We start from the raw sequence: 24,560 nt of genomic DNA on the forward strand, positions 1-24,560 counted from the left end.
TCAGCGCGCCCCGCCCGCGGCGCCCGCCGGCGGGCCGGCGAAGGCATTGGCGAAGGGGCCGATCGCCGTCATGTCGATCTCCAGCACCCGCGGCCCCTCCTCGGCCAGCGCCGCGTCCAGGGCGGGGGCGAAATCCTCGACATCGGCGATGCGGGTATGCGGCATGCCGATGGCGGCGCAGAGCAGGGCGAAATCCGGCGTGCGCAGGGCGGAATAGTGGTGCCGCCCGCCATACTGCGCGTCCTGGATGTTCTTGATCACGCCATAGGCCTTGTCGTTCATCAGCACGAAGGCGATCGGCGCCTTCTCTTCCACGGCGCTGATCAGCTCCGCGATACCGAGCTGCGCGCCGCCGTCGCCCATCAGCGCCACGGTCTTCTCCGCCGCCGCGAGGGAGGCGCCGATGGCCATGGCGATACCCTGGCCGATGCCACCGCCCAGCGCGTGCACGCCGAGATTGGGCGCGGCGATCTGGACGTAGCGGTTGCCGAAGGTGCTGTTGGAGATGGTGACGTCGCGCACCCAGGGGTGGCGGCCCGCCGGCACGCGTTCCAGCAGCGCATCCGCCACGACCTGGTAGGGGCCGAGATTGGCGCGCAGCGCACCCTCCGCCTGGGCGCGGGCGATGGTGACGTCGTGCAGGAAGACCCGGTCGGTGTCGAGCTGCTCCGGCAGGCGCTCCAGCAGCCCGCGCAGCGCCGCGCCCGCATCGGCATGCAGCAGCAGGTCGGTGGCGTAGTTGCGGCCGCCCTGCGCGGCATCGGCATCGATCTGCACCAGCGGGCGCGGCAGGCGCATGGCGTTGTTGCGCGTCTCGTTGCCGCGCAGGCGGGAGCCGATGACGATCATCAGGTCGCTGCGGTCGTAGATCGCCTGCGCCTCCGGCCCCATGTTGAAGGCGCCCAGGCTGTGCGGGCTGCTTTCCGGCACCACGGCGCGCCCGTTGGTGCTGGTGACCACGGCGATGCCGCGCGCGGCGAGCGCGGTGGCCTCGGCCTCCGCCCCGCGCGCCCCGCCGCCGAGCCAGAGCATCGGGCGTTTCGCCCCGCGCAGCAGGTCGGCCACGCGGTCCAGCAGCACCGGGTCGGGCTGCGGCCGGTTGATCATCGGCGCGCGGAAGGCCTGGGCCGGGGCGCCGCCCGCCCGCTGCCGCTGCACGTCCACCGGGATCTCCAGCGAGACCGGGCCGGTCGGCGGCGTCAGCGCGGCGCCGGCGGCGGCCTGCAGCACGCCCAGCGCGGCATGGCCGTCCCAGATGCGGAAATAGGCCTTGCTCACCGCCTTCAGCATGTCCGGCTGGCGCGGCACGTCATGGATCGGCGCGCGGTCGCGGTCGGCGAAGGGCAGGTCGATCTGCGTGGTGATGTGCAACACGCGCGAGCCCGCGGTCAGTGCCTCGGCCTGCGCCCCCGCGGCGTTGCCGGCGGCGGTGCCGGTGCTGGTGATGGCGACGCCCAGCCCGCCGGAGACGCGGGCATAGGCATCGGCCATGTTCATCGCGCCAGCCTCCCCCCGCGCCGGCACGAAGCGGATGCGGCCCTGGGTGGCGAGCGCGTCCAGGATCGGCATGTTGTGGATGGAGATAACGCCGAAGACGGTCTCCACGCCGATATCGGCGAGGTAGCGCGCCACCAGCTCGCCCACCGTCTCCCCGGTCGGGGTGGAGGCGGGGGACGTGCCGGCCGTCTGGGGCGAGAGGGCGGTCTGTGACATGGAAGGCGTCCTTAGAGGAAGCGCGACACGCCGCCCGAGACTTCGAGCTGAGCGCCGGTGACGTAGGAGGCGGCTGGGGAGCCGAGGAAGAGGATGGCGCGGGCGGGCTCCTCCGGCTGGCCGAGGCGGCCGGCGGGGATGCCCTTCTTCGCGGCGAGGCTGGCGAACCAGGCGTCGCGGGCGATGCCCGTCTCGGCATGGGCGGCCTGCCAGCGGCGCTGCCACTGGCCGGAATCCACGAGACCCAGCAGGACGGAGTTCACCCGGATCGCGGGCGCCAGCTCGGTGGCCAGCGACTTCAGCAGGTTCTGCACGCCCGCTCGCGCGGCGGAGGTGCAGACCATGTGCGGCTCGGGCTGCAGGGCGAGCAGCGAGTTCACGCCGACGATGGCGGCGGCGTCGCTTTCCCGCAGCAGCGGCAGGAAGGCGCGCAGCGGGCGGATCTGGCTGAAGAACTTCAGCTCCAGCTCCTCCCGCCAAGCCTCGTCCGTGGTCTCGGCGAAGGTGGAGACGCGGCCCTGGCCGGCATTGTTCACCAGCAGGTCGCAGCGCCCGCGCCAGCCGCGCACCGCCTCCGCGAAGCCCTCCACCTGCGCCCCGTCCAGCACGTCGCACCGATGCGCGAGGAGGTTCTCCCCGCCGCCCAGTGCCTCGCGCGCCGAGGCCAGGCGCGCCTCGTCCCGCCCGCAGATGGCGACCGAGGCCCCCTCCGCCAGCAGCAGCCGCGCGCAGGCGAGGCCGATGCCGGAGGTGCCGCCCGTCACGACCGCGACGCGGCCCGCATAGCCCAGGTCCATGGCGCTCAGCCCGCCTTCGCGAGCGGCGCCGGGGCGGCGAGCGCCGTCTCGGCGAAGCCCGGATCGGGGCGGCCCTGCATCACCGCGCGCATGGCGGGCGTCGGCGGGCCGGCGGTCATCCACTGGTCCATCGCGTCGGGGCGGTCGCGCGGCCAGACCTGCGGCTGGTGCGTCGCCTCGTCGATCTGCTGCACCTCGGAGGTGAACTCGATCACGAAGCCGGAGGGCGAGACGAAATAGGCGAAGGGGTTGTTGCCCGGCCCGTGCCGCCCCGGCCCCCAGGCCGCCGCCTGCCCCGCCACGCGCATCCGGCCGATGCCGCGCATGAAGCTGTCGATGCTCGGCATCTCGAAGGCGACGTGGTTCGCGCTGGCATAGGGCGCGCGGTTCAGCGCAATGGAATGGTGGTCGCTGGCGCAGCGCAGGAAGACCATCTGGTTGGCCGAGTAGTCGGAGACCTTGAAGCCCAGCATGGTCTCGAAGAAGGCCTGCGCGCGCTCCATGTCCGGCGTGTTCAGCACGACATGCGAGGCCTTACGCGGCTTGCCGACCGCATCCTCGGTGTCCGGGTTGCGCGCCACCTCCGCGCTGATGCGCAGGCGGCGGCCATCCGGGTCCAGCAGCTCGAAGCCCATGCCGCCGCCGGGTGTCGCCAGCGGCACGATCGCCGTCAGGCCCGGCGCGCCCCGTTCCCGCAGCGAGGCGTGCAGCGCCTCCAGCCCGGCGCGGTCGCGCATGCCGAAATGCACGAAGTCCACGCCGAAGACGTTGTCGTCGCGCAGCCCGTAGATGAAGGGCTCCGGCCCGGTGCCGCGGAGATAGACGGTGCCATCCGCCTCCGCCGAGACGGTGAGGCCCCAGTTCTTCTCGTAGAACTCCCGGGTCGCGGTGATCCCGGGGGCGCGCATCACTATGCCGCGGAGGAAATCGACGCCGACCATGGTGCGTTCCTGTCCTTGTTGTTGAAGCCGAGACGCGAGGAGATGTCGGCCGCCGCCCGGGCCAGCGCATGGCCGATCACCGCGTGCCGCCCCTGGTCGTCGCCGAACCAGTCCGCATGGCCCGTGACGTTGATCGCGCCGGCACAGGCGCCGGTGGCGTCGAAGACCGGTGCGGCGACGGAGCTGACGCCGGTCTCGAAATAGCCCGCGCTCCAGGCCAGCCCGGCCTCGCGATCCTGGGCGAGCTGGGTCAGCAGCGCCTCCACCGTGGTGGGGGTCTGCGCCGTCACCTTCTCCAGCGCCACGCCCGCGAAGAGCGCGCGCACCCTCGCCTCCGGCAGTTGCGCCAGGATGGCGCGGCCCATGTTCGTCGCATGGGCCGGCAGGCGGCTGCCGACCCGGACATTGCTGACCAGCGGCATGTCCGGCGTCAGCCGCAGCAGGTAGACGATGGAAAGCTCGTCCAGCACCGCCAGATGCGCGGAAAGGCCGATCTCCTTCACCAGCGCCTGCAGCACCTCGGTGCTGACGCGCACGATGTCCTGCTGCGCCAGCGCCTCCGCCGCCACGGTGAAGGCGCCGAGGCCGAGCCGCCAGCCCACGCCATCGGGGCGCCGCTCGATGAAGCGCTCGGCCTCCAGCGTGTGCAGCAGGCGGATCAGCGTGGTGCGGTTGATGCCCAGCGCGGCGGCGCTGCGGCTGACATTGATCACCGGGTCGCCGGCGCCGATATGGCGCAGCAGCTTCAGCGCCCGTTCGACCGGCGGCACGGCATAGGTGGTGCTCTCGCTCACGACAGCGCCTCCCGCAGCAGGGCAGCGACCGTCTCCGGCTTCTCCTGCGGCAGGGCATGGCCCGCGCCGGGCACGAGATGGGCCTCGATGCCCAGGGCCGCAGCCAGCCGCTCCGCATTGGCGGGCGGCGTCACCACGTCCTCGGCGCCCGAGGCCACCAGCGAGGGCACGCGGATCGCGGCGGCATCGGACAGCACGTCGGCCCCGGCCAGGAGCAGGCTGGCGCGGCGATAGCCCGGCGGCCGGACCCGGCCCATGGCGCCACGCACCGCACCCAGCACGGCAGGGCGCTTCTCCGGCTCGAAGACCAGGCGTTCCGCCCGCAGCGCGGCCATGCCCTCGGGGCCCAGGCGGTCCAGATCGTCCAGCCGCGCCTGGATGCCCTGCGGCAGCGCGCCGCCGCGCGGCACGCCATAGCCGAGCGCAGGGGAGAGAGCGGCGAAGAGCGCCACGCGCTCCGGATAGAGGCGGGCGAAACGCGCCGCCGTCACCACGCCAAGGGAATGGCCCAGCAGCACGCAGCGGGCGATGCCGGCCTCATCCAGCAGTGCGGCGAGGGCGACGGCATAGTCCCCGGCATCGGGCCATTCCGGCGCGAGATCCGCGGAACCGCCATAGCCCGGCATGTCCCAGGCCAGGACCGGAGCGTTCCCGCCCAGGGCCCCGGCCAGCGGCAGGAAGCTTTCCGGCGCGCTGCCGATCCCGTGCAGCAGGACGAAGGGCGTGCCCTCCCCGCCGCGCCGCAGGGCGCCGATGCCGCCGAAGCTCACGCGATCGAGGCTCATGTGAAGACGAAGCCCCGGTTCACCGGCAGGACCTGCCCGGTGAGCGCCAGCGCACCCGGCGTCAGCAGGAAGGCCACGGTGGGGGCGATGTCGGCGGCCTCCTGCACCCCCGGCACGGCGCGGCCTTCCTCGTAGAGGCGGTGGCGCGCTGGCGGCACGTATTCCGTGGATTCCGTGCGCAGGATGCCGGGTGCCACGGCGGCGATGCCGATGCCGTCCGGCCCCAGCTCCCGCGCCAGGGAGCGGGTCATGGAGATCACCGCCCCCTTGCTGGCGGTGTAGGACAGCAGGCGAGGCGCGCCCCAGAGCGCGGTGTCGGAGGCGACGTTGACGATGCGCCCGTCCTGCCCCCGCCGCAGCAGCGGCGCCAGGGCGCGGATCACCAGCCAGGTGCCGCGGACATTCACCGCCATCACCCGGTCCCAGCTCTCCTGCTCGATCTCCTCGAAGGTGACGCCGCCGATGCCGGTGGCGATGGCGGCGTTGTTCACCAGCCCGTCCAGCGCGCCCTCCTGCGCCGCGACATCCGCCGCCATGGCATGGATGGAGGCGGGGTCTGCGAGGTCCACCGGCACGAAGCGCGCGCCCAGCCGCTCCGCCGCTGCCGTGCCGGCTTCCGCGTCGCGGTCGGCCAGCACCAGCCGCGCGCCGCAGTCCCGCAGCGCCGTGGCCAGCACCAGGCCCAGCCCGCGCGCCGCGCCGGTGACGAGGATGGTGCGGCCGGAGAGCAGGCCCGGGAGCGTCACGTCGGACATGCGCTCAGCCCGCCGCCCGCGTCAGCGCCGCGTCCTCGGCCGCGATCTGCGCCTTGGCCTGCCGGTTCAGGAGCTGACGGATACGGGCCACGCCGATATCGTGCTGGTAGAGCATCTCCCGCTTGCGGGCATCGTCCGGCATGCCTTCCAGCATCACGCGGTCCTGTTCCAGCACCGCCCAGTGCCGGGGCTCCAGCGTCGTGCGGTACATGAAGCGGAAGACCTCCCGCGCCAGGCCCTGCACCTTCCGCAGCCGCCAGAAGAAGACCATGCAGTGCGTGTCGTCCACCGGGGTGGTGAAGCCGATGATGCGGAACACGCCGCCCGGCCCGGCCGCCTTGGGATAGGGGATGTCGAGGCGGCAGTAGCTGCCGTCCTGCGTCACCACCATGTCCGTCCAGTCGAAGTTCTCGCCGGCCTGCTCGACGCGGGAAACGAGGAAGCCGTCCTCCCGCTGCTCCAGCTTCATGTGGTCCTGCTTCGCGCCGAAGGCCAGGGTGAAGCTGTTGGCGTGCAGGTAGCAGCCGTGCATCGGGTCGGCGAGGTTGTCGAGCGCGTAACGGTAGTTGCAGGCCCAGTGGGAGTAGCAGAGGAAGCCCGTCCATTCCGGGTCCGCCAGCTCCGGCGGGGTCGGCAGCTCGGGCGCCTCCGGCTTCTCCACCGAGGCGAAGTAGACGAAGACGCAGTCCGCGAGCTCGCGCACCGGATAGCTGGCGAGCGCTTTCTTGCCCTCCAGCGAGCATTTCGGCATGGCCGGCACGCGCAGGATCCGTCCGTCGCCGTCCAGCACCACACCATGATAGCCACAGGCGATGTTGCCCTCGTGCACCACGCCATAGGACAGGCGCGCTCCACGATGCGGGCAGTAGTCCTCGATGCAACGGATGGCGCCGGCATTGTCGCGCCACAGCACGAGGTTGCGGCCCAGCGCCTTCACGCCATGCGGCTTGCCGGGCTGAACGTGGCTGGATTTCGCCACGGCGTACCACTGGCCGAGGATGCCGCTGTTGACGCGGTCCTCGATGCGCTCCTTCAGGGTGATGGCCTCGCTCATCGTCGGGGATTCCCTCGTCTTGTGGCGCGTCAGGAACGGGCGCGGGGGATGTAGTGGAGGACACGCTTCTCGACCGCGGCGACGGCGGCGTAGAGCGCGATGCCGATCGCGGTCAGCAGCAGGATGGCGTTGAACACCATGGCCGCGTTGGCCTGGCCCTCGCCATAGGAGATCAGATAGCCGAGGCCGGTATTGCCGCCGACCAGCTCGCCCACCGTGACGCCGATCACCGCCAGCGTGGCGCCGATGCGCAGGCCCGCCATCAGCGAGGGCATCGAGGCCGGCAGCTCGATCTTGAGGAAGATCTGGAAGCGGTTCAGGGAATAGGCACGGGCGAGGTTGATCAGGTCCCGGTCCACCGTCTTCATCGATTGCAGCACGTTCACCAGGATCGGGAAGAAGACGACCAGGATGGTGACCAGCAGCTTCGGCCAGGCGGTGTAGCCGAACCACATGATGAAGAGCGGCGCGAAGGCCACCTTCGGCGCGATCTGCAATGCCAGCAGGAAGGGCGAGAGCGCCTGTTCCCAGAAGCGTGACATGCCGAGCAGGTAGCCGCCTGCCGCGCCGCAGAAGCCGCCCACCAGGAAGCCCAGGATGGTCATGCTGAGGGTGGAGAGGAAGTTCGCGAGCAGATCCTCCTGCGCCCACATCCGCGCCATCTCCGCCATCGTGTCGGAGAGCGGCGGCAGGATGTAGGGGGGGATCGCCAGGATCGCGGGCAGCCACTGCCAGGCGGCGAGGAAGGCGGCGAAAAGGCCACCCATGGCGATCCAGCGCAGCAGATCCGCCGGCGGCGGCGCGCGGCGCGCCACGGGCGTGGGGACGAGGGCCGGGGACACCGCGAGCCGTTCGGTCGCCGACATCGTCACTTCGCCACGAAATCGTTGGTGTAGGTGTCCTCGACCGGCACGGCCTTCTGCACGATGCCGTGGTCGAGATAGAACCTGCCCACCGCCGCGATGCGCGCCGGGTCGAAGCTGCCGAAATTCGGCCGCTCGTTCACCGCGTAGATCAGCGTGGCGTAGCGCTTCAGGATCTCCTCGTTCGCGGCGAGGTTCTCCGCCTGGCTCGGCACGGCCTCGACATAGGTGCGCGCGGCGGCGGCCGGGTCGGCCGCGATCTCCTGCACCGCGCGCAGCGTCGCCTGCACGAAGCCGCGCACCATGGCCGGCCGCTCGGCAATGATCTTGTCGGAGGCCAGGATCGCTTGCGCCATGGCGGGGAAGATCCGGTCGATGGTCATGACGTTCACCGGCACGCCGGCACGCTCCACCGTCACCGCCCATTCCGGCACGCCCGACATGGCGACGATGCCGCCCGAGCCCATCAGCTGCACCAGCCCCGCCGGGCCCAGCGCCTGGATGTTCGCGTCGGTGCGCCGCATCCCGGCCGAGGCCATCACGGCGAGGAGGTTGTAGTAGGTCGTGTCCTGGAAGGCGATGACGCCGATGTTCTTGCCGCGCAGCCCCTGGATGTCGGTGATGCCGCTGTCCTGCCGCACGATGATCTGGCTCAGTGGCCGGTTGCCCAGCAGCGCCACGCCGCGCACCGCCAGCCCGTTGGGGCGCACCACCAGCGGCGTGTCGCCGATGCCGCCGCCCAAGTCGGCATTGCCCACCGCGACCTGCTTCGCCACGTCGGCGCCGCCGCGCCCGGTCTGGAAGACCGGCTCCAGCCCGGCCTCGCGGTAGTAGCCCTTGTGCCGCGCGATCTGGAAGGGCGCGAAGGCCGGCAGCGTGTCGGGCGCCGGGAAGAGATAGGTCATCTTCTCCAGGCCTTTCCCCCCCTGGGCCCGCACCGCCGGCGCGGCGAGCAGGCCGGCCAGCAGCGGGGCGGTGCGGATCACGGTACGGCGGGTCACGGGGGGCATGGGCGGGGGCCTTCTCGCGGGTCTCAGGCGGCCTGGTCGGCCAGGTGGAGCTTGTCGAAGAGATAGGCGGCGTATTCGCCGCTGCGCGGATGGGCGCGGCGCGCGGCGGGCTCATCGCGGGACGGGAGGTCGAGCACGATCTCCTCCACGATGCGGCCCGGCCGCTCGCTCATCACCAGGATGCGGTCGGACATGGCCACCGCTTCGGCGAGGTCATGCGTGATCAGCACGGTGGTGATGCCGGAAGCCGCGATGGTCTGCGCGAAGCTCGCCTGCAGCACCAGCTTGGTCTGCGCGTCGAGGGCGGAGAAAGGCTCGTCCAGCAGCACGATGTCCGGCTCGATGGCCAGGGTGCGCGCCAGCGCCGCGCGCTGCCGCATGCCGCCGGAAAGCTGGTGCGGATAGCGGTCCGCGAAATCCTTCAACTTGCAGCGCGCGAGTTCGCGCAGCGCCCGCTCGCGCCGTTCGGCACGGGAAACGTTGCGGGATTCCAGGCCGAACTCGACATTGCGCAGGATGCTGCGCCAGGGCAGCAGCAGGTCCTTCTGCAGCATGAAGCCGACATGCTCGTTCGGCCCCGTCACCGGCACGCCGCTGACCGCGACGGAGCCTTCGCTCGGCTGGTCCAGTCCCGCGGTCATGTTCAGGATCGTGCTTTTGCCGCAGCCGGAAGGGCCGATCACCGACACGAACTCGCCCGGCCGCACGGCGAAGGTGACGTCCTGCACGGCGGTGAAGCTGCCGCCGCCCGAGGCGAAGCGCCGCGTGACGTGCCGGAATTCCAGCGCGGGCGCGTCAGGCGTCGCGGTGGGCATAGGCATCGTCCAGTGAGGCGTTGATGGCGGAAAGCTCGGCCCCGAGCTTCTCCACCGTCCAGGGCGAGGCCTCACCCGAAGGTGCCGGCACGCCGTCCCGCTGCAGCCAGTCCGCCAGGGCCGCGAAATCGTGGATGCCGTCGGCGAAGGCCCGTTCCAGCGCAGCCGCCAGCGTCACTTCCGCCTCGGTCAGCGGTCGGGCGAGGCTCTGGCGGGCCAGGGTGTCGTGCGAAGGGTTCACGTCGGATGTCCACGCTGTTCGGGGTGGATGTTCAAATAAGAACTTTATGTTCAAAACACTCGCGCATTACGCCCTGGGCATCAACAGGAATCTGCGATCTTTGGGAATTCTACTGTGCAACCGCGAAGAGATCGCCTTTGCGATGGGCGAATTGCCTATTTCATATGCCGGTGAATCTGGGGGCTGTGCGGGAAAGCAGCCAGGTGGCTTGGTTATGCGCGTTGACACCTGCTGACACCATTGCTGCCGGTGCGGCCCGATCCCTGGAAGTAGGTGGTAAATCCCTTGTCTGCGCTCGCGGCGACTGCCGGCGCCGACGGATGGGGCCAGGGCGTGGCATCCTGTGGATTGAGGGGCCAAAGGAAGTGCTGTGGGCGAGGGCGGAGGAACGCCCGCAGGTATTCCCGCGGCCTGACAAAGCCCCGGCCCACATAACCGCCGCTTAAGGAGTGCCGTGCAGGATGCGCGCCGACGGCAGCGCAGCATGGGGCACGGAGAGCGTGGCGAGAACCCGCAACCAGGGACCGACGATCGTCATCCGGCGGGAGGAAGGGGGCGAGGCGGGCCATCATGGCGGCGCCTGGAAGGTCGCCTATGCCGATTTCGTCACGGCCATGATGGCCTTCTTCCTGCTGATGTGGCTGCTCAACGCCACCACGGAGCAGCAGCGCAAGGGCATCGCCGACTACTTCGCGCCGACCAACCTGATGTCCCAGGCGACCTCCGGCAACGGCCAGCCCTTCGGCGGCAGCACGCCGCATTCCCCCGCCCAGCTTTCCACCGACACCAGCAGCCCGCGCATCGAGACCGGCCCCCGCCCGGTGCTGCAGGACATCGAGGTGGAGGACGAGACCGAGACCCCCGCCCAGCCGGTCGCGACGCGCGAGGCCCCGCCCGGCCCGGACGACGCTCCCGACGTGAAGCCCGGGCAGGCGGCGATCGCCGTTCCCGCCCCAGGAGATGGCGGGCCCGGCGCGGCCCGGCGCGATGCCGACCTCGCCGCCGCCTCGGAGGCCGCGCTGCGGCGGGAGCTGGAGAAGCGGGAGCGCGACGCGCTGGAGCAACTGGCCGGCCAGCTCCGCACCGCCGTGTCGGCCGACCCGGCCCTGGCGGAGCTGGCGCAGCAGTTCCGGGTGGAGCAGGTGGCGGAGGGGCTGCGGATCCAGCTCCTGGACTCGGAAGGCAAGCCGATGTTCATCTCCGGCGGCAACACGCTGAACGAGCGTTCCCGCGCCCTGGTCGCCAAGGTCGCCTCGGTGATCCGCCGCGTGCCCAACGCGGTGTCCATCACCGGCCACACCGACGCCACCCCCTTCCGCAACGATGCCCGCAGCAACTGGGACCTGTCGGCCGAGCGTGCCAATGCCACCCGCCGCCTGCTGGTGGAGAACGGGGTGGGCGAGAGCCGCCTGCGCAGCGTCGCCGGCCTGGCGGACCGCGAGCCGCTGTTGCCCGAGGCGCCGGAGGCCGCGGCCAACCGCCGCGTCTCCATCCTGCTGCTGCGCCAGGCGCCCCAGCCCCCCGCGACCGGAGTGACGCCGCGATGAACGCGATCCTGGGCCTCGTCGTGATGCTGGGCTGCGTCTTCGGCGGCTATGTGCTGGCTGGCGGCAAGTTCGACATCATCATGCATGCCCTGCCGCACGAGATGATGGTGATCGGCGGCGCCGCGCTGGGCACCTTCATCATGGCCAACAGCCTGAACGACATCAAGCACACGCTGGGCGGGCTGGTGAAGGTGCTCAAGGGCTCGCGCTTCCGCAAGGCACAGTATGTCAGCATGCTCAGCCTGCTGTTCTTCCTGGTGCGGCTGGCGCAGCAGAAGGGCAACATGGCGCTGGAGCCACATATCGAGAAGCCGGAGGAAAGCACCGCCTTCAACCACTTCCCCGACATCCAGAAGGACCACCACGCCGTCCTGCTGATCTGCGACTACCTGCGCATGGTTGGCATGAACGCCGACGATCCGCACCAGATCGAGGATGTGATGGCCCGCGAGCTGAAGAAGATGCGGGAGGAGGAGCTGCATCCCTCCCATGCCCTGCAGAGCATCGCGGACGCCCTGCCTGCGCTGGGCATCGTCGCGGCGGTGCTGGGCGTGATCAAGACCATGGCCAGCATCGACCAGCCCCCGACGGTGCTGGGCGGCATGATCGGCGGCGCGCTGGTCGGCACCTTCCTGGGCGTGCTGCTGGCCTATGGCATGGTGGCCCCCGTGGCCGCCCGGCTGAAAGGCGTGGTGGAGGAGGAGGCCAAGTTCTACGAGGTGATCCGCGCCGTGCTGATCGCCCATCTGCAGGGCAACGCCCCCCAGGTGGCGGTGGAGACCGGCCGCAAGATGGCGCCCAGCCAGCACATGCCGAGCTTCCAGGAGCTGGAGACGACCCTGCAGGAACTTCAGATCGCCTGAGGCCCCAGGGAAGCCGAGACTCCAGGGAACTTGACGCGAAGGCCGGGCTGCTGTCACCGCTTCCTGCATGAGCGAGATCCAAGAACGGGCCGGCGGCCTGCCCAACCACCTGGGCTTCGAGGTTGAGGAATGGCGCGACGGCTACGCCCGCGTCGGTTGCGAGGTGGTCCCGGAGCTCCTGAACTTTGCCGGGATCATGCATGGCGGGGCGATCATGGCCCTGGCCGACCAGGCGGCCGGCATGTCGGGCCTCTGGTGCTCGGTGCCGGGCAATGTCCGCTATGGCGTGACGGTGGACCTCAACTGCCGCTTCGCGAACCGGGTGCCCCCGGGGCGGGTGGTAGCGGAGGCCAAGGTGGTCTCGCAAGGCCGCAGCACCTATTTCGTGCAGTTCGAGATCTTCGACGCCCAGCGCAAGCTGGTGGCCTTCGGCTCCAGCACGCACCGGGTGCGCAAGGGCAGCGAGAGCCTGGAAGGTGTGCCTGGTCCGAGCCTGGAATAGCCTATAACACGTATTTTGATCGTGCATTCCTCTCATTTGCTTGACAGGGTGGGACAATCCACCTAACTCCGCCGCTGTCCCGCTGCCGGAACCATTCCGGGCGGGGCCGCGGGCGATTTGACGGATGCAGCTTGCGCCGCGTCACCAAGAGCTAAAGCGCCAGGAAGCGAATGCCGGCCTTTCCGGCCCTGCTTCGTGGGTCATCCGACGGTGTTGGAGGATCGCGATGCGCCGCATCATGCGTCTGGCCAGGACAGGCTGAGGCGGTCCGCCCCGGGCAGAGGGTCCGGCGGCGCAGATCGGATCTGCCGGATCGTCACGTGGCCCCCGTCGCCATTCATGCGACGCCGGGCCGGACCGGAGGCACGGACGCCTCCCAAGAAGCTTCCTGACCGGGTTTTCTCATGTCTTCACAAGAACAGGCACCGGCCGCCATCCGGCTCCGCGATCTGACACGCCGCTTCACCGCGCGCGGGGCGGAAACGCTGGCGCTGGATGGCGTGTCCCTCGATGTGGCGCCGGGCGAGGTCTATGGCATCGTCGGCCGCTCCGGCGCCGGCAAGTCCACGCTGATCCGCTGCGTCAACCTGCTGGAACGCCCGGATACGGGCCGGGTCGAGGTGCTGGGCCGCGACATGCTGGCACTGGACGAGGCCGGGCTGCGCCAGGCGCGGCGCGGCATCGGCATGGTCTTCCAGCATTTCAACCTGCTCTCCTCCGCCACGGTGGCGGAGAACATCGCCTTCCCCCTTTCCATCGCCGGCGCGGGGCGCGCGGAGCGCGAGGCGCGGGTGCGCGAGCTGCTGCCGCTGGTCGGGCTGGAGGGCAAGCGCGATGCCTATCCGGCGCAGCTCTCGGGCGGGCAGAAGCAGCGCGTGGGCATCGCCCGCGCCCTGGCTTCGGACCCGAAGGTGCTGCTCTGCGACGAGGCGACCAGCGCCCTCGACCCCGAGACCACCGCCGACATCCTGTCGCTGATCAAGTCGCTGCGCGACCGGCTGGACCTGACGGTGCTGCTGATCACCCATGAGATGGCGGTGGTGAAGGCGATCTGCGACCGCGTGGCGGTGATGCAGGCCGGGCGGATCGTGGAGCAGGGCCGGGTCTTCGATGTCTTCACCCGGCCGCAACAGCCCGTCACCCGCCTTTTCGTGGCGGAGGTGATCGGCCATGCCGTGCCGCCCGGCACGGTCGCCCGCCTGCCGGCGCCGCAGCCGGGTGAGGAGCGCCGGCTGCTCCAGGTGCTCTTCGCCGGGCCGCATTCCACCCGCGCCGTGGTCAGCGAGGCCTCGCGCCGCTTCGGGCTGGATCTCAACATCGTGTCCGGCCGCATCGACGAGATCGGCGGCGAGCCCTTCGGCCTGATGGCGCTGGCGGCCTATGGCGCGCCGGCGCAACTGGCCCAGGGCGTGGAATGGATGCGTTCGCTCGGCCTCGACGTGGCCGATGTGAAGGAAGGGGAGGACCACTGATGCCCAACCTGTTCCCCTGGCTGCCGCCCGCGCTGCAGGACCTGATGATCGACGCGGCCTGGGAGACCCTCGTGATGGTCTTCGTCTCCATCGCGGTGGCGGTGGCGATCGGCCTCCCCCTGGCGCTGCTGCTCTACAGCACGGGGCAGGGCGGGCTGCGTCCGAACGGCTGGATCAACCGGCCGCTCGGCCTGCTGATCAACGCGGTGCGCTCGACCCCCTTCATCATCCTGATGGTGGCCATCGTGCCCTTCACCCGCCTCGTCGCGGGCACCTCGATCGGCACCAGCGCCGCCATCGTGCCGCTGGCCCTGGCCGCCACCGCCTTCATCTCCCGCCTCTTCGAGGGCGCGCTGCGCGAGGTGGACCGGGGGGTGATCGAGGCCGCTCGCGCCATGGGCGCCACGCGGATGCAGATCCTGACCCGCGTCCTGGTGCCGGAGGCGATGCCCGGCATCATCGCCGCCATCACCGTCTCGCTGGTGAGCCTGGTGGGCTTCTCCGCCATGGCGGGCGCCATCGGTGGCGGCGGCCTCGGCGATCTCGGCATCCGCTTCGGCTACCAGCGCTTCATGCCGGAGGTGATGGCGACCGTGGTCGTCATCCTGATCCTCTTCGTCCAAGGGCTGCAATCGCTGGGCGACTGGCTGGTCCGCCGCGTCAGCCACCGCTGAACAACGAAACGCCACACAACACGGGAAAGAAGACCATGACCATCGCACGCCGCGCGACCCTCGCCGCCCTTCTCGCCACCCCGGCCCTCGCCACCGTGGCTCATGCCCAGGGCGCGGAGATCGGCACCGCCGCCCGCCCGCTGAAGATGGGCGTGACCGCCGGCCCGCATGCCCAGGTGATGGAGAAGGTGCGCGACATCGCCGCCAGGGACGGGCTGGTGATCCGCATCATCGAGTTCACCGACTACATCCAGCCCAACGTGGCGCTCGCCTCCGGCGACCTGGACGCGAACTCGTTCCAGACCCAGCCCTTCCTCGACCAGCAGGTGAAGGATCGCGGCCTCAAGCTGGTCTCGGTGGCCAAGACCCTGACCTTCCCGATGGGCATCTACTCCAAGAAGATCAAGTCGGTGGAGGCGCTGCCGCAGGGCGGCCGCATCGCCATCCCCAACGACCCGACCCAGGGCGGGCGCGGGCTGATGCTCTTCGCCCAGGCCGGCGCCATCAAGCTGCCGGCCAATGCCGATGTGCGCGTGACCGTCGCCGACATCACCGAGAACCCGAAGCGCCTGCGCATCGTGGAGCTGGAGGCGGCGCAGCTTCCCCGCGCGCTGGACGACGTGGACGCGGCGGCGATCAACACCAACTACGCCATCACCGCCGGGCTGCAACCGACCCGCGACGCCATCGCCATCGAGCGCAGCGATAGCCCGCATTCCAACCGCATCGTGGTGCGCCAGGGCGACGAGGAGAAGCCCTGGGTGAAGAAGCTGATCAATGCCTACCAGAACGACCAGGTGAAGGCCTTCGTGGCGGAGACCTTCTCCGGTTCCGTCATTCCGGCCTTCTGAGGACAGCGCCATGCAGCGTCGCCCCCTTCTTGCCGCCGGCCTTCTGGCCGGCGGCGCGCTTCTCCGCCCCGCCATCCTCCGCGCCCAAACGGGGAACCAGGCAGGGGAGATCGGCAGTGCCGCCCGCCCGCTGAAGATCGGCGTCACCGCCGGGCCGCATGCCCAGGTGACGGAGAAGGTGCGCGAGCTCGCTGCCCAGGACGGCTTCGCGCTCCGCATCGTCGAGTTCACGGACTTCATCCAGCCCAACGCGGCGCTCGCGGCGGGCGATCTCGACTGCAACTCCTACCAGCACCAGCCCTTCCTCGATCAGCAGGTGCGCGACCAGCGCCTGCCGCTGGTGGCCGTGGCCCGGACGCTGATCTTCCCGATGGGCGTCTATTCCCGGAAGCTGCGCGCGCTGTCCGACCTGCCACAGGGCGGGCGCATCGCCATTCCCAACGATCCCTCGAACGGCGGCCGCGCGCTGGTGCTGCTGGCGCAGGCCGGCCTGTTCAGGCTGACACCCGGCGCCGATTTCCGCGCCACCGTGGCCGATATCGTGGAGAACCCGAAGCGCCTGCGCATCGTGGAACTGGAAGCGGCGCAGGTTCCCCGCGCGTTGGACGACGTGGATGCGGCGGCGATCAACACCGACTATGCCATCATCGCCGGGCTGAACCCGGTGCGGGATTCGCTGGCGCGGGAAAGCGGCGAAAGCCCCTATGCCAATCTCATCGTGGTGCGGCAGCCCGACCGGGATGCTCCCTGGGTGAAGCGCCTCGTCGACACCTACCATCGCGACGAGATCCGCGACTTCGTGCGTGACACCTTCCATGGCAACGTCGTGGCGGCCTTCTGAGGAGACACGGAACATGCAGCGTCGCCCCCTCCTGCTGGCCGCGGCCGGCGGTCTCTTCCTCCCCGCCGTCCTGCGCGCGCAAGGCGCGGCGCAGATCGGCACGGCGGCGCGGCCCTGCCGCGTCGGCGTCACCAGCGGCGTGCACGCCCAGGTTCTGGAACAGGTGCGCGACGTGCTGGCGCGCGACGATTTCGCCGTGAGGATCACCGAGTTCGGCGACTTCATCCAGCCGAACGTGGCCCTGGCGGGCGGCGACATCGACGCCAACACCTACCAGCACCAGCCCTTCCTCGACGCGCAGAAGGCGCAGCGCGGCTACGACTTCGTGCCCGTGGGCAAGACCGTGCTGACGGTGATGGCGGTGTTCAGCCGCAAGCTGAAGTCGCTCGCCGACCTGCCGCAGGGCGGACGCGTGGCCATCCCCAACGATCCGACCAATGGCGGCCGCGCACTGCTGCTGCTGGCCCAGGGCGGCGCCATCAAGCTGGCCCCCGGCGTGGATTTCCGCGCCACCGTGGCGGATGTGGTGGAGAACCCCAAGCGCCTGCGCTTCGTGGAGCTGGAGGCGGCGCAGATCGCCCGCTCGCTGGACGACGTGGATGCCGCCGCCATCACCGGAAACTACGCCGTCCCCGCCGGGCTGAACCCGCTGAAGGACGGTCTGGTGAAGGAGGGCGCCGAGAGCGTCTATACCTGCCTCGTGGTGGTGCGGCGCCAGGATGCCGATGCCGCCTGGGCGAAGAAACTGGCCTCCGGCTATGCCACGCCGGAAGTCAGGCGCTTCGTCGAGGAGAAGTTCGGCGGCGCGGTGATCGTCGGCGCCTGAGACCAGGGGGTGGCGTCCGGCTCCTGGCCGGCCGTCGCCTCTGTCCGCGAAGGCGCCCGGAGAGCGACATGGTGGTGTGGCAGTCGTGCCGCACCACCCGTTTCCAAGCGCATTCGCGATTCGGTCCAGGAACCGATCAAGAACATCGGGGCAGGAAACCGGCGGGAAACAGCCGAATGGCCCGATTCGGCACCTGTCTCCGAAGCGCCAGGGACGACTCGGAGACCCTTCTAGATCTTGTGGCTCCCGTTCCGGGAAGCCCGGACACGGTTCGTGGCCTGTTCACCCCTTCGGGCGTGGCTCAGAAATCGCTGACCCGGCCCTTGCGCTCCCAGTCGCCATAGCGGGTCGGCTCCGGGCCGGTCGGCCCGCCGATCTCGGGCGGCAGGGCGCGCTCCTCCTGCTTCCCGCCATGGGGCGGGGGGCCGTCCGGCGCCGCAACCGGCGCCGGCTCGGCCGGCTTCTGCGTGACATTCGGGGGGGAGGCGGATTTTTCGCTCATATCCCCCATATGAGGCGGGACGGGGCCGGGAGAAATACCCGATGAACGGAACACTGCGGACGACGATCCTCCTGGCGGGGCTGATGGCCCTCTTTGCCGGGGTGGGCTTCTTGCTGGGGGGCAGGCAGGGAATGGTGGTCGCCCTGGTCATGGCCGGCGGCATGAACCTCTGGGCCTGGTGGAACAGCGACAAGGCCGTGCTCCGCATGCACAACGCCCAGCCCATCGGGCCGGGCGACGCGCCCCGCCTGCACGCCATGGTGCAGGAACTGGCCGCCCGCGCCGGCCTGCCCATGCCCGCCCTCTACCTGATTCACGAGGCCCAGCCCAACGCCTTTGCCACCGGCCGCGACCCACGGAACGCCGCGGTCGCCGTTACCTCCGGCCTGCTGGAGATGATGCCGGAGGAAGAGGTGGCCGGGGTGGTGGCGCATGAGCTGGCGCATATCCGCAACCGCGACACGCTGATCATGACCGTCACCGCCTGCCTCGCCGGCGCTATCGGATTCCTGGCGCATTTCGGTGGGCTGCTCGGGGGCGGGCGGGACAACCGCAACCCGCTGGGCTTCATCGGCGTGCTGGTGATGATCGTGGTGGCCCCGCTGATGGCCATGCTGGTGCAGATGGCCATCAGCCGTGCCCGGGAATACGAGGCCGACCGCCTCGGCGCCCAGATCGCCGGCGGGCCGCAGGGCCTGGCCCAGGCCCTGCTGCGGCTGGAGGGGGCCCGCCATGCCATCCTCAACCGTTCCGCCGAGGCGCATCCCGAAAGTGCCCCCCTCTTCATCGTGAACCCGCTCTCCGGGCAGGGGATGGACAACCTCTTCTCCACCCATCCCAGCACCGAGAACCGGGTCCGTGCCCTGATGGGCCACGACACCACGGCCGCGCCCCCGATGGGCGGGCCCCAAGGGGGAGGCCAAGGGAGAGGCCAGGGGAGAGTCCGGGGCGGCACCGCGTCCCGCGGGCCCTGGAGCGGCGGCTCGGTACCGCCGACCGCCGGGCGCCGCCGGGGTCCCTGGGGATAGCGCAACGCCGGGACCGGAGATGCGGACCGGTCCCCTGATGGCGAAAGAGGCGGCCGTTTCCGCGACAGGGGGCCGCCAGCCGGACAGGCTTTCCCGCCCGGGCTGCCTCATTCCCGGGCAGGCCGCGAGGGCCAGCGCTGCCACCGCCTGCGAAACTGCCATGGCACGGTGATTGCTCCCGTTCACCGCGCTGACGGGGTTGCTGTTGCGCTGCGATCAGGCCGAGCATGCGGGGTGGGGAGGACGATCGCCACGCCGCCCGGCCCGCCGGTCCGCGCGCGATGGGGCCTGCCACGACAGCCCGAGACGGAGGCCTGCCGATGACGACCACCCGCCGCACCCTTCTGGCCCGCAGCCTTGCGGCGCCTGCCCTGGCCTCGCTGGCCGCGGGCGGCGCCCTGCCTTTCCTGGCGCGCCCCGGCCATGCCCAGGCGGCCAATGGCATCCTCCGCTTCGGCCTTTCCACCTTCCCGCCGAACCTGCAGCCCTGGGCCAGCGCCGGCGCCTCCGCCGGCACGGTGAAGATGCTGGTCCATCGCCGCCTGATCGCCTTCGACGAGAAGGGCGAGCTGAAAGGGGAACTGGCGGAATCCTGGGCGCATGAGGACGGCGCCTGGGTCTTCCGCCTGCGCCGGGACGCCATCTTCCAGAATGGCGAGCCGGTGACGTCCGAGGACGTGAAGTGGACGATCGAGCAGATCGCCGGCGAGAAATCCACCGCCTATATGCGCGCGCAGTTCCAGCAGGTGACGCGCATCGAGACGCCGGACGCGCAGACGCTGAAGCTCTACACCAAGGAGCCCGTCGCCACCGTTCCGAGCTGGTTCAGCAACTACAACATGGCGATCGTCTGGCGGAAATCCTCGGCCAACGAGCCGGTCGGCGCCGGTCCCTTTCGCATCTCCGGGCAGGAGCGTGGCACCTCCATCGACCTCGTCCCCTTCGACAAGTACCCGCGCCCCGGCTTTCCGAAGCTGAAAGGCGTGAAGTTCACCGTCTATGCGGACGAGAACCTGCGCGTCGCGGCGCTGCAGTCGGGCGACGTGGACCTGATCGAATACGTACCCTGGCAGTCGATGAGCGCCATCGAGGGCGATCCGCGCCTGAAGATGGAGACGCAGTACGGTCCCTTCATGGACATCCTGTTCAACGGCGCCAAGGGCCCCTTCGCCGATGCCCGGGTGCGCCGCGCCGTCGCCCATGCCGTGCGGCGGGAGGACATCGTGAAGGCCGCTTTCTTCGGCCGGGGCAAGGTGCTGGAGGGCGTGCCGATCGCCGAGGGCACTCCCTGGTACGACGAGACGCTCGCCCATGGCTGGAACTACGACCCGGCGCGCTCAAAGGCGCTGCTGGCGGAGGCGGGCGTGCCGGACGGCTTCCAGTCCACGCTGCTCTCCACCGCGCAGTACGGCATGCACAAGGACACGGCGGAGGTCGTGCAGCAGCACCTCGCCGCCGTCGGCATCCAGTGCGAGCTGCGCCTGCCCGACTGGTCCACCCGCGTCGCCCAGGGCATGCGCGGCCAGTACGAGATCGCCATCCACGGCGTGTCCAGCGACAACAACGACCCGGACGGGCTGTCGGTGGTGATGGACACCTCGCTCTCGCCTACCCATGGCCGCTCCTACATGCTCAAGGCGCCGCGCACGGTGGAGGCGCTGGCGCGCGGCCGCGCCGAGTTCGACCAGGCCAAGCGGGTCGAGATCTACAAGGACATGCAGCGCGCGGCGCTGGAGGAGGTGCCGCTGGTCGGCCTCGCCTGGCGCGCCCAGGGCTATGCGATGGACAAGAACGTCCAGGGCTTCACCAACCTGCCCGGCGCGCTCACCCTGCTCTCCGGCGCGACGCTGGAAGAGGTGAGCTTCGCCTGATGCTCTGGATCCTGCGCCGCGTCGGCATCTCGCTCGCCCTGGTCTGGGTGGTGGCCAGCATCGTCTTCATGGCCCTGCACCTCGTGCCGGGCGATCCGGCGGAGCTGCTGCTTTCCACCGGCGGCGTCTCGCCCGACCCGGCGGCGGTGGCGGAGCTGCGCGAGCGCCTGGGCCTCGACCTGCCGCTGATGACGCAGTACGGCAGCTTCCTCGCCGGGCTGCTGCGCGGCGACCTGGGCTCCTCCCTGGTCGATGACTATCCGGTGGCGCAGGAGATCGCGCTGCGCCTGCCGCGCACGCTGGAGCTGATCCTCGCCGGCACGCTGCTCGCCGTCGTCTTCGGCATGCCCGCCGGCACCTGGGCCGCGCTGCACCGGGGCGGGACCTTCGACCGCATCAGCTCCGGCATCGCCGCCTTCCTGCTGGCCCTGCCGGTCTTCGTGGTCGGCACGCTGCTGGTGCTGGTCTTCGCGCAGATGCTGCGGATCATGCCGGCGGGCGGCTACGTGCCCTTCGCGCAAAGCCCCGGCCAGCACCTGCTGCTGCTCACCCTGCCGGCCGTCGCCATCGGCAAGGGGTTGGCCGCGGTGGTCTTCCGCATGACCCGCGCCTCGGTGCTCGACGCGCTGAGCAAGGATTTCGTCCGCACCGCCCGCGCCAAGGGCCTCAGCCCGCGCCGCATCCTGGTGCACCACGTGGTACGCAACGCGCTGACGCCGGTGCTGACCGTGCTGGCGCTGCACATGGGCTCGCTGCTCGGCGGCACGGTGCTGGTGGAATACGTCTTCAACTGGCCCGGCCTTTCCACGCCGCTGCTGCGCGCGGTGGAGGCGCGGGACTATCCCATGGTGGTCGGCATCGTGCTGGTGATCTCGGCGCTGTTCCTGCTGATCAACCTGCTGACCGACCTGCTCTACGCCGCGCTCGATCCGCGCATCCGGACGGCCTGAATCCATGACCCCGACCATGAAGAAGCTCTGGATTCCCGGCGCGGCCGTCGCCGTCATCATCCTGCTGGCCCTTGCCGCGCCGCTGCTCGGTCTGCCCGATCCGGTCCGGCAGGACATCGCCCACCGCCTTTCCGGCCCCCTGGCCGGCAGCCCGCTGGGGCGCGACGAATTCGGCCGCGACGTGCTGTCCCGCCTGATCTGGGGCGCCCGTACCAGCCTGTCCGTCGCCTTCGCCTCTGCCATCGTCGCGGGCATCCTGGGCACGCTGCTCGGCCTGGTCGGCGGCTGGTTCCGCGGGTTGGGGGAAATGCTGGCGGTGCGCAGCATGGACATCATCCTCTGCTTCCCGCCCGTGCTGCTGGCGCTGCTGGTCGTCACGCTGATGGGGCCGGGGGCGGGGACACTGATCCTGGTCCTGTCCGTCCTCTACCTCCCCGGCTTCGCCCGCGTGACCTATGCCGAGGTCCTTTCGGCGCGGGAGCACGACTATGTGGAGGCCGTCCGCGCCCTCGGCGCCCCCACCGGCCGCATCCTGCTGCGCACCGTGCTGCCCAATGTCGCCGGGCCGATCCTGGTGCAGTTCTCGCTCGCCGTGGCCGCCGCCGTGGTGCTGGAAAGCGGCCTGTCCTTCCTGGGCCTGGGCGTGGTGCCGCCGGCGCCCTCCTGGGGCCTGATGATCCGCGGCGCCCGCGCCACGATGGAACAGGCGCCGCTGCTGCTGCTCTGGCCCTGTCTGGCGCTGACGCTGACCATCCTGGCGATGAACCTGCTCTGCGACGGGCTGCGCGACGCGGTGGACCCGCGCACCGGCGCCGGGCGGATGCGCCTGCGTGCGGTGGACCGCGTGCTGCCGGGCCTGCTGCCGCGCCGCGAGGAAGCGGCGGGCGCGGTGCTGGAGGTGCGGGACCTGACCGTGGAGATCGCCACCCCGCGCGGCACGATCCGCCCGGTGGAGGGCGTCTCCTTCTCGGTGAAGCCCGGCGAGACCCTGGCCGTGGTGGGCGAGAGCGGTTCCGGCAAGTCGGTCACCGTCACGGCGGTGATGGGCCTGCTGCCGCCCGTCGCACGCATCGCCCAGGGTGCCGCTTGGTTTGGCGAGCGCGACCTGCTGCGCCTGCCGGAGGAGGAGCTCCGCAGGCTGCGCGGCGGCCCGATGGCGATGATCTTCCAGGACCCGATGAGCAGTCTGAACCCCGTCCACCGCGTGGGCGACCAGGTGGCCGAGGCGATCCTGGCGCACCAGCCGAAGCTGGGCGGTGCCGAGGCGCAGCGGCGCGCCCTGGAACTCTTCCGCCGTGTCGGCATCGCCGATCCGGAACGGCGCATGCGCGTCTTCCCGCACGAGATGTCGGGCGGCATGCGCCAGCGCGTGATGATCGCCATGGCGCTGGCCAACCGCCCGCGCCTGTTGATCGCCGACGAGCCCACTACGGCGCTGGACGTCACGGTGCAGGCGCAGATCCTCGACCTGCTGGCCGATCTCCAGCGCGAGACGGGCATGGGCATGGTCTTCATCACCCACAGCCTGGGCGTGGTGGCGGAGATCGCCGACAGCGTGGCCGTCATGTATGCCGGGCAGGTGGTGGAGCGCGGCAGCGTCGAGGCGGTCTTCCGCGGCCCGCTGCACCCCTATACCCGCGCCCTGCTGGCGGCGGTGCCGGAGGGCGAGCACCAACCCGCCGGCATCCCCGGCGTGGTGCCGCCGCCGCATGCCTTTCCCGTGGGCTGCCGCTTCGCCCCCCGCTGCCCGCATGCCATCGCCGCCTGCGAGGCCGGCCCACCCCCGCTGGAGGAGGCCCGCCCCGGCCGCAGCACGCGCTGCATCCGCTGGGCCGAACTCGGCGCCCTGGAGGACCAGGCGGCATGACATCCTCGCCCCTTCCGCTGATCGAGGCCGACGCCCTCTCCAAGACCTTCCCCGCCAAGGGCGTCTTCCGCCGCGGCAAGCCGGTGCAGGCGGTGCGCCAGATCCATGCGCGGGTCGCGCGCGGCGAGGCGCTGGGCGTGGTGGGAGAGAGCGGCTCCGGCAAGAGCACGCTCGGCCGCATGATGCTGGGCCTGCTGCCCGCCACCTCCGGCAGCCTGCGCTTCGATGGCAAGGAGATGGAGGGCATCTCCCGCGCCGAGTGGCGGCGCCTGCGCCGGCGCATGCAGATCGTCTTCCAGGACCCCTTCTCCAGCCTCGATCCACGCCGCCGCATCGGCCCGCAGATCGCCGACGGCATGGACATCCACGGCCTCGCCTCAGGGGCGGAGCAGGCGCAGCGCGTGGGCGAACTGCTGGCCCGCGTCGGCCTCGACCCCGCCCATGCGCAGCGCTTCCCGCACGAGTTCTCCGGTGGCCAGCGCCAGCGCATCGGCATCGCCCGCGCCCTGGCGACGAAGCCGGACTTCCTGGTGGCGGACGAGCCGGTGAGCGCGCTGGACGTCTCGATCCAGGCGCAGGTGGTGCAGCTTCTCTCCGACCTGCGGCGCGACCTCGGCCTGGCGATGCTCTTCATCAGCCACGACCTGCCCGTGGTGCGGCATCTCTGCGACCGGGTGATGGTGATGTATCTCGGCCGCGTCATGGAGGAAGGGCCGGCCGAGACCGTCTTCAGCCGCCCGGCGCATCCCTATACCCGCGCCCTGCTCTCGGCCACGCCGCGCCTCGACCCGAAGCACCGGGTCAAGCGCATCCTGCTGGCCGGCGACCCGCCCAGCCCGTCCAACCCCCCTTCCGGCTGCGTCTTCCGCACCCGCTGCGCCCATGCGGTCGCGGCCTGCGCGGGCGACGTGCCGGCGCTGCGGCCCTTCGGCAATCCGGGACAGGCCGTTGCCTGCATCCGGGCCGAGGCGCTCGCCTGACGGCGCCCCCGGCACGCG

Annotated in this window: 25 protein-coding genes; 13 read left to right on the top strand and 12 right to left on the bottom strand. The window is 70.8% G+C overall.

Translation table 11 applies throughout. The features are described from left to right. The 11 genes from RGI145_RS19000 to RGI145_RS19050 are packed head-to-tail and all read right to left on the bottom strand — an operon-like array spanning position 1 to position 9,768. Positions 1–1,713 carry a thiamine pyrophosphate-binding protein gene (locus RGI145_RS19000; protein WP_083670959.1) on the bottom strand — a complete coding sequence of 571 codons (1,713 nt, stop codon included), beginning with the start codon at positions 1,711–1,713 and terminating at the stop codon, positions 1–3. Between the two features lie 11 nt (positions 1,714–1,724). Beyond that, positions 1,725–2,510 carry an SDR family oxidoreductase gene (locus RGI145_RS19005; RefSeq protein ID WP_075799609.1) on the bottom strand — a complete coding sequence of 262 codons (786 nt, stop codon included), beginning with the start codon at positions 2,508–2,510 and terminating at the stop codon, positions 1,725–1,727. A 5-nt stretch (positions 2,511–2,515) separates the two neighbouring features. Continuing rightward, positions 2,516–3,451 carry a VOC family protein gene (locus tag RGI145_RS19010; RefSeq protein WP_075799610.1) on the bottom strand — a complete coding sequence of 312 codons (936 nt, stop codon included), beginning with the start codon at positions 3,449–3,451 and terminating at the stop codon, positions 2,516–2,518. Continuing rightward, positions 3,421–4,245, bottom strand: coding sequence for an IclR family transcriptional regulator (locus tag RGI145_RS19015; RefSeq protein WP_075799611.1), 825 nt, complete (start codon positions 4,243–4,245; stop codon positions 3,421–3,423). Before RGI145_RS19015 ends, RGI145_RS19010 begins: the two co-directional genes overlap by 31 nt. Continuing rightward, complete coding sequence (locus RGI145_RS19020; RefSeq protein WP_075799612.1) at positions 4,242–5,030, bottom strand: alpha/beta fold hydrolase; 789 nt, start codon at positions 5,028–5,030, stop codon at positions 4,242–4,244. The genes RGI145_RS19015 and RGI145_RS19020 overlap by 4 nt, the downstream gene beginning before the upstream one ends. Next, on the bottom strand, positions 5,027–5,785 hold the full coding sequence (locus tag RGI145_RS19025) for an SDR family oxidoreductase (protein ID WP_075799613.1): 759 nt from the start codon (positions 5,783–5,785) through the stop codon (positions 5,027–5,029). Before RGI145_RS19025 ends, RGI145_RS19020 begins: the two co-directional genes overlap by 4 nt. A 4-nt stretch (positions 5,786–5,789) precedes the next feature. After that, a complete protein-coding gene (locus RGI145_RS19030; protein ID WP_075799614.1) occupies positions 5,790–6,839 on the bottom strand; it encodes an aromatic ring-hydroxylating oxygenase subunit alpha in 1,050 nt (349 codons plus the stop codon). Positions 6,840–6,868: 29 nt separating this feature from the next. Further along, entirely contained in the window at positions 6,869–7,705 is an 837-nt protein-coding gene (locus RGI145_RS19035; RefSeq protein ID WP_237183136.1) for an ABC transporter permease, read from the bottom strand. Positions 7,706–7,707: 2 nt separating this feature from the next. Beyond that, complete coding sequence (locus RGI145_RS19040) at positions 7,708–8,712, bottom strand: ABC transporter substrate-binding protein (RefSeq protein WP_075799615.1); 1,005 nt, start codon at positions 8,710–8,712, stop codon at positions 7,708–7,710. Positions 8,713–8,735: 23 nt separating this feature from the next. Next, entirely contained in the window at positions 8,736–9,527 is a 792-nt protein-coding gene (locus RGI145_RS19045; protein WP_075799616.1) for an ABC transporter ATP-binding protein, read from the bottom strand. Continuing rightward, positions 9,508–9,768 carry a recombinase-like helix-turn-helix domain-containing protein gene (locus RGI145_RS19050; protein ID WP_075799617.1) on the bottom strand — a complete coding sequence of 87 codons (261 nt, stop codon included), beginning with the start codon at positions 9,766–9,768 and terminating at the stop codon, positions 9,508–9,510. Before RGI145_RS19050 ends, RGI145_RS19045 begins: the two co-directional genes overlap by 20 nt. Positions 9,769–10,229: 461 nt before the next feature. Between RGI145_RS19050 and RGI145_RS19055 the strand changes: the two genes are divergently transcribed. The 8 genes from RGI145_RS19055 to RGI145_RS19090 all read left to right on the top strand — a co-directional run bounded on the left by RGI145_RS19055 (position 10,230) and on the right by RGI145_RS19090 (position 17,344). After that, positions 10,230–11,315, top strand: coding sequence for a flagellar motor protein MotB (locus RGI145_RS19055; RefSeq protein ID WP_075799618.1), 1,086 nt, complete (start codon positions 10,230–10,232; stop codon positions 11,313–11,315). Then, positions 11,312–12,178 (top strand): flagellar motor stator protein MotA, encoded by an 867-nt coding sequence (motA, locus tag RGI145_RS19060; protein WP_075799619.1) that lies wholly within the window; start codon positions 11,312–11,314, stop codon positions 12,176–12,178. Before RGI145_RS19055 ends, motA begins: the two co-directional genes overlap by 4 nt. 67 nt (positions 12,179–12,245) lie before the next feature. Next, positions 12,246–12,680 carry a PaaI family thioesterase gene (locus RGI145_RS19065; protein ID WP_075799620.1) on the top strand — a complete coding sequence of 145 codons (435 nt, stop codon included), beginning with the start codon at positions 12,246–12,248 and terminating at the stop codon, positions 12,678–12,680. Between the two features lie 404 nt (positions 12,681–13,084). Then, complete coding sequence (locus tag RGI145_RS19070; protein ID WP_075799621.1) at positions 13,085–14,152, top strand: methionine ABC transporter ATP-binding protein; 1,068 nt, start codon at positions 13,085–13,087, stop codon at positions 14,150–14,152. Then, positions 14,152–14,826, top strand: coding sequence for a methionine ABC transporter permease (locus RGI145_RS19075; protein WP_037225605.1), 675 nt, complete (start codon positions 14,152–14,154; stop codon positions 14,824–14,826). The genes RGI145_RS19070 and RGI145_RS19075 overlap by 1 nt, the downstream gene beginning before the upstream one ends. A gap of 35 nt (positions 14,827–14,861) precedes the next feature. Beyond that, positions 14,862–15,677, top strand: coding sequence for a MetQ/NlpA family ABC transporter substrate-binding protein (locus tag RGI145_RS19080; RefSeq protein WP_156878606.1), 816 nt, complete (start codon positions 14,862–14,864; stop codon positions 15,675–15,677). A gap of 10 nt (positions 15,678–15,687) precedes the next feature. Beyond that, complete coding sequence (locus tag RGI145_RS19085) at positions 15,688–16,518, top strand: MetQ/NlpA family ABC transporter substrate-binding protein (RefSeq protein WP_075799622.1); 831 nt, start codon at positions 15,688–15,690, stop codon at positions 16,516–16,518. A gap of 13 nt (positions 16,519–16,531) precedes the next feature. Beyond that, on the top strand, positions 16,532–17,344 hold the full coding sequence (locus RGI145_RS19090) for a MetQ/NlpA family ABC transporter substrate-binding protein (protein WP_075799623.1): 813 nt from the start codon (positions 16,532–16,534) through the stop codon (positions 17,342–17,344). 301 nt (positions 17,345–17,645) lie between these two features. On the opposite strand, the gene RGI145_RS19095 is transcribed toward RGI145_RS19090, so the two are convergent. Further along, positions 17,646–17,846 carry a DUF1674 domain-containing protein gene (locus tag RGI145_RS19095; RefSeq protein WP_083670965.1) on the bottom strand — a complete coding sequence of 67 codons (201 nt, stop codon included), beginning with the start codon at positions 17,844–17,846 and terminating at the stop codon, positions 17,646–17,648. Positions 17,847–17,887: 41 nt separating this feature from the next. On the opposite strand from RGI145_RS19095, the gene htpX reads away from it, so the two are divergent. The 5 genes from htpX to RGI145_RS19120 all read left to right on the top strand — a co-directional run bounded on the left by htpX (position 17,888) and on the right by RGI145_RS19120 (position 24,542). Further along, positions 17,888–18,874 carry a zinc metalloprotease HtpX gene (gene htpX / locus RGI145_RS19100; protein WP_075799625.1) on the top strand — a complete coding sequence of 329 codons (987 nt, stop codon included), beginning with the start codon at positions 17,888–17,890 and terminating at the stop codon, positions 18,872–18,874. Positions 18,875–19,194: 320 nt separating this feature from the next. Next, entirely contained in the window at positions 19,195–20,745 is a 1,551-nt protein-coding gene (locus RGI145_RS19105) for an ABC transporter substrate-binding protein (RefSeq protein ID WP_075799626.1), read from the top strand. Next, on the top strand, positions 20,745–21,695 hold the full coding sequence (locus RGI145_RS19110) for an ABC transporter permease (RefSeq protein WP_075799627.1): 951 nt from the start codon (positions 20,745–20,747) through the stop codon (positions 21,693–21,695). Before RGI145_RS19105 ends, RGI145_RS19110 begins: the two co-directional genes overlap by 1 nt. Positions 21,696–21,699: 4 nt before the next feature. Beyond that, positions 21,700–23,562 (top strand): dipeptide/oligopeptide/nickel ABC transporter permease/ATP-binding protein, encoded by a 1,863-nt coding sequence (locus RGI145_RS19115; protein ID WP_237183137.1) that lies wholly within the window; start codon positions 21,700–21,702, stop codon positions 23,560–23,562. Next, positions 23,559–24,542: an ABC transporter ATP-binding protein gene (locus RGI145_RS19120; RefSeq protein ID WP_075799628.1), complete on the top strand. Its 984-nt coding sequence runs from the start codon at positions 23,559–23,561 to the stop codon at positions 24,540–24,542. Before RGI145_RS19115 ends, RGI145_RS19120 begins: the two co-directional genes overlap by 4 nt. Positions 24,543–24,560 lie beyond the last annotated feature (18 nt).

The organism is Roseomonas gilardii (genome assembly GCF_001941945.1).
Taxonomy (GTDB): domain Bacteria; phylum Pseudomonadota; class Alphaproteobacteria; order Acetobacterales; family Acetobacteraceae; genus Roseomonas.

What these genes read in the sequence shown, in the direction of transcription:
- RGI145_RS19000 (WP_083670959.1), bottom strand. Translation starts at nt 1,713, where the DNA reads ATGTCACAGACCGCCCTCTCGCCCCAGACGGCCGGCACGTCCCCCGCC.
- RGI145_RS19005 (WP_075799609.1), bottom strand. Translation starts at nt 2,510, where the DNA reads ATGGACCTGGGCTATGCGGGCCGCGTCGCGGTCGTGACGGGCGGCACC.
- RGI145_RS19010 (WP_075799610.1), bottom strand. Translation starts at nt 3,451, where the DNA reads ATGGTCGGCGTCGATTTCCTCCGCGGCATAGTGATGCGCGCCCCCGGG.
- RGI145_RS19020 (WP_075799612.1), bottom strand. Translation starts at nt 5,030, where the DNA reads ATGAGCCTCGATCGCGTGAGCTTCGGCGGCATCGGCGCCCTGCGGCGC.
- RGI145_RS19025 (WP_075799613.1), bottom strand. Translation starts at nt 5,785, where the DNA reads ATGTCCGACGTGACGCTCCCGGGCCTGCTCTCCGGCCGCACCATCCTC.
- RGI145_RS19030 (WP_075799614.1), bottom strand. Translation starts at nt 6,839, where the DNA reads ATGAGCGAGGCCATCACCCTGAAGGAGCGCATCGAGGACCGCGTCAAC.
- RGI145_RS19035 (WP_237183136.1), bottom strand. Translation starts at nt 7,705, where the DNA reads ATGTCGGCGACCGAACGGCTCGCGGTGTCCCCGGCCCTCGTCCCCACG.
- RGI145_RS19040 (WP_075799615.1), bottom strand. Translation starts at nt 8,712, where the DNA reads ATGCCCCCCGTGACCCGCCGTACCGTGATCCGCACCGCCCCGCTGCTG.
- RGI145_RS19045 (WP_075799616.1), bottom strand. Translation starts at nt 9,527, where the DNA reads ATGCCCACCGCGACGCCTGACGCGCCCGCGCTGGAATTCCGGCACGTC.
- RGI145_RS19055 (WP_075799618.1), top strand. Translation starts at nt 10,230, where the DNA reads ATGCGCGCCGACGGCAGCGCAGCATGGGGCACGGAGAGCGTGGCGAGA.
- motA (WP_075799619.1), top strand. Translation starts at nt 11,312, where the DNA reads ATGAACGCGATCCTGGGCCTCGTCGTGATGCTGGGCTGCGTCTTCGGC.
- RGI145_RS19065 (WP_075799620.1), top strand. Translation starts at nt 12,246, where the DNA reads ATGAGCGAGATCCAAGAACGGGCCGGCGGCCTGCCCAACCACCTGGGC.
- RGI145_RS19070 (WP_075799621.1), top strand. Translation starts at nt 13,085, where the DNA reads ATGTCTTCACAAGAACAGGCACCGGCCGCCATCCGGCTCCGCGATCTG.
- RGI145_RS19075 (WP_037225605.1), top strand. Translation starts at nt 14,152, where the DNA reads ATGCCCAACCTGTTCCCCTGGCTGCCGCCCGCGCTGCAGGACCTGATG.
- RGI145_RS19080 (WP_156878606.1), top strand. Translation starts at nt 14,862, where the DNA reads ATGACCATCGCACGCCGCGCGACCCTCGCCGCCCTTCTCGCCACCCCG.
- RGI145_RS19085 (WP_075799622.1), top strand. Translation starts at nt 15,688, where the DNA reads ATGCAGCGTCGCCCCCTTCTTGCCGCCGGCCTTCTGGCCGGCGGCGCG.
- RGI145_RS19090 (WP_075799623.1), top strand. Translation starts at nt 16,532, where the DNA reads ATGCAGCGTCGCCCCCTCCTGCTGGCCGCGGCCGGCGGTCTCTTCCTC.
- RGI145_RS19095 (WP_083670965.1), bottom strand. Translation starts at nt 17,846, where the DNA reads ATGAGCGAAAAATCCGCCTCCCCCCCGAATGTCACGCAGAAGCCGGCC.
- htpX (WP_075799625.1), top strand. Translation starts at nt 17,888, where the DNA reads ATGAACGGAACACTGCGGACGACGATCCTCCTGGCGGGGCTGATGGCC.
- RGI145_RS19105 (WP_075799626.1), top strand. Translation starts at nt 19,195, where the DNA reads ATGACGACCACCCGCCGCACCCTTCTGGCCCGCAGCCTTGCGGCGCCT.
- RGI145_RS19110 (WP_075799627.1), top strand. Translation starts at nt 20,745, where the DNA reads ATGCTCTGGATCCTGCGCCGCGTCGGCATCTCGCTCGCCCTGGTCTGG.
- RGI145_RS19115 (WP_237183137.1), top strand. Translation starts at nt 21,700, where the DNA reads ATGACCCCGACCATGAAGAAGCTCTGGATTCCCGGCGCGGCCGTCGCC.
- RGI145_RS19120 (WP_075799628.1), top strand. Translation starts at nt 23,559, where the DNA reads ATGACATCCTCGCCCCTTCCGCTGATCGAGGCCGACGCCCTCTCCAAG.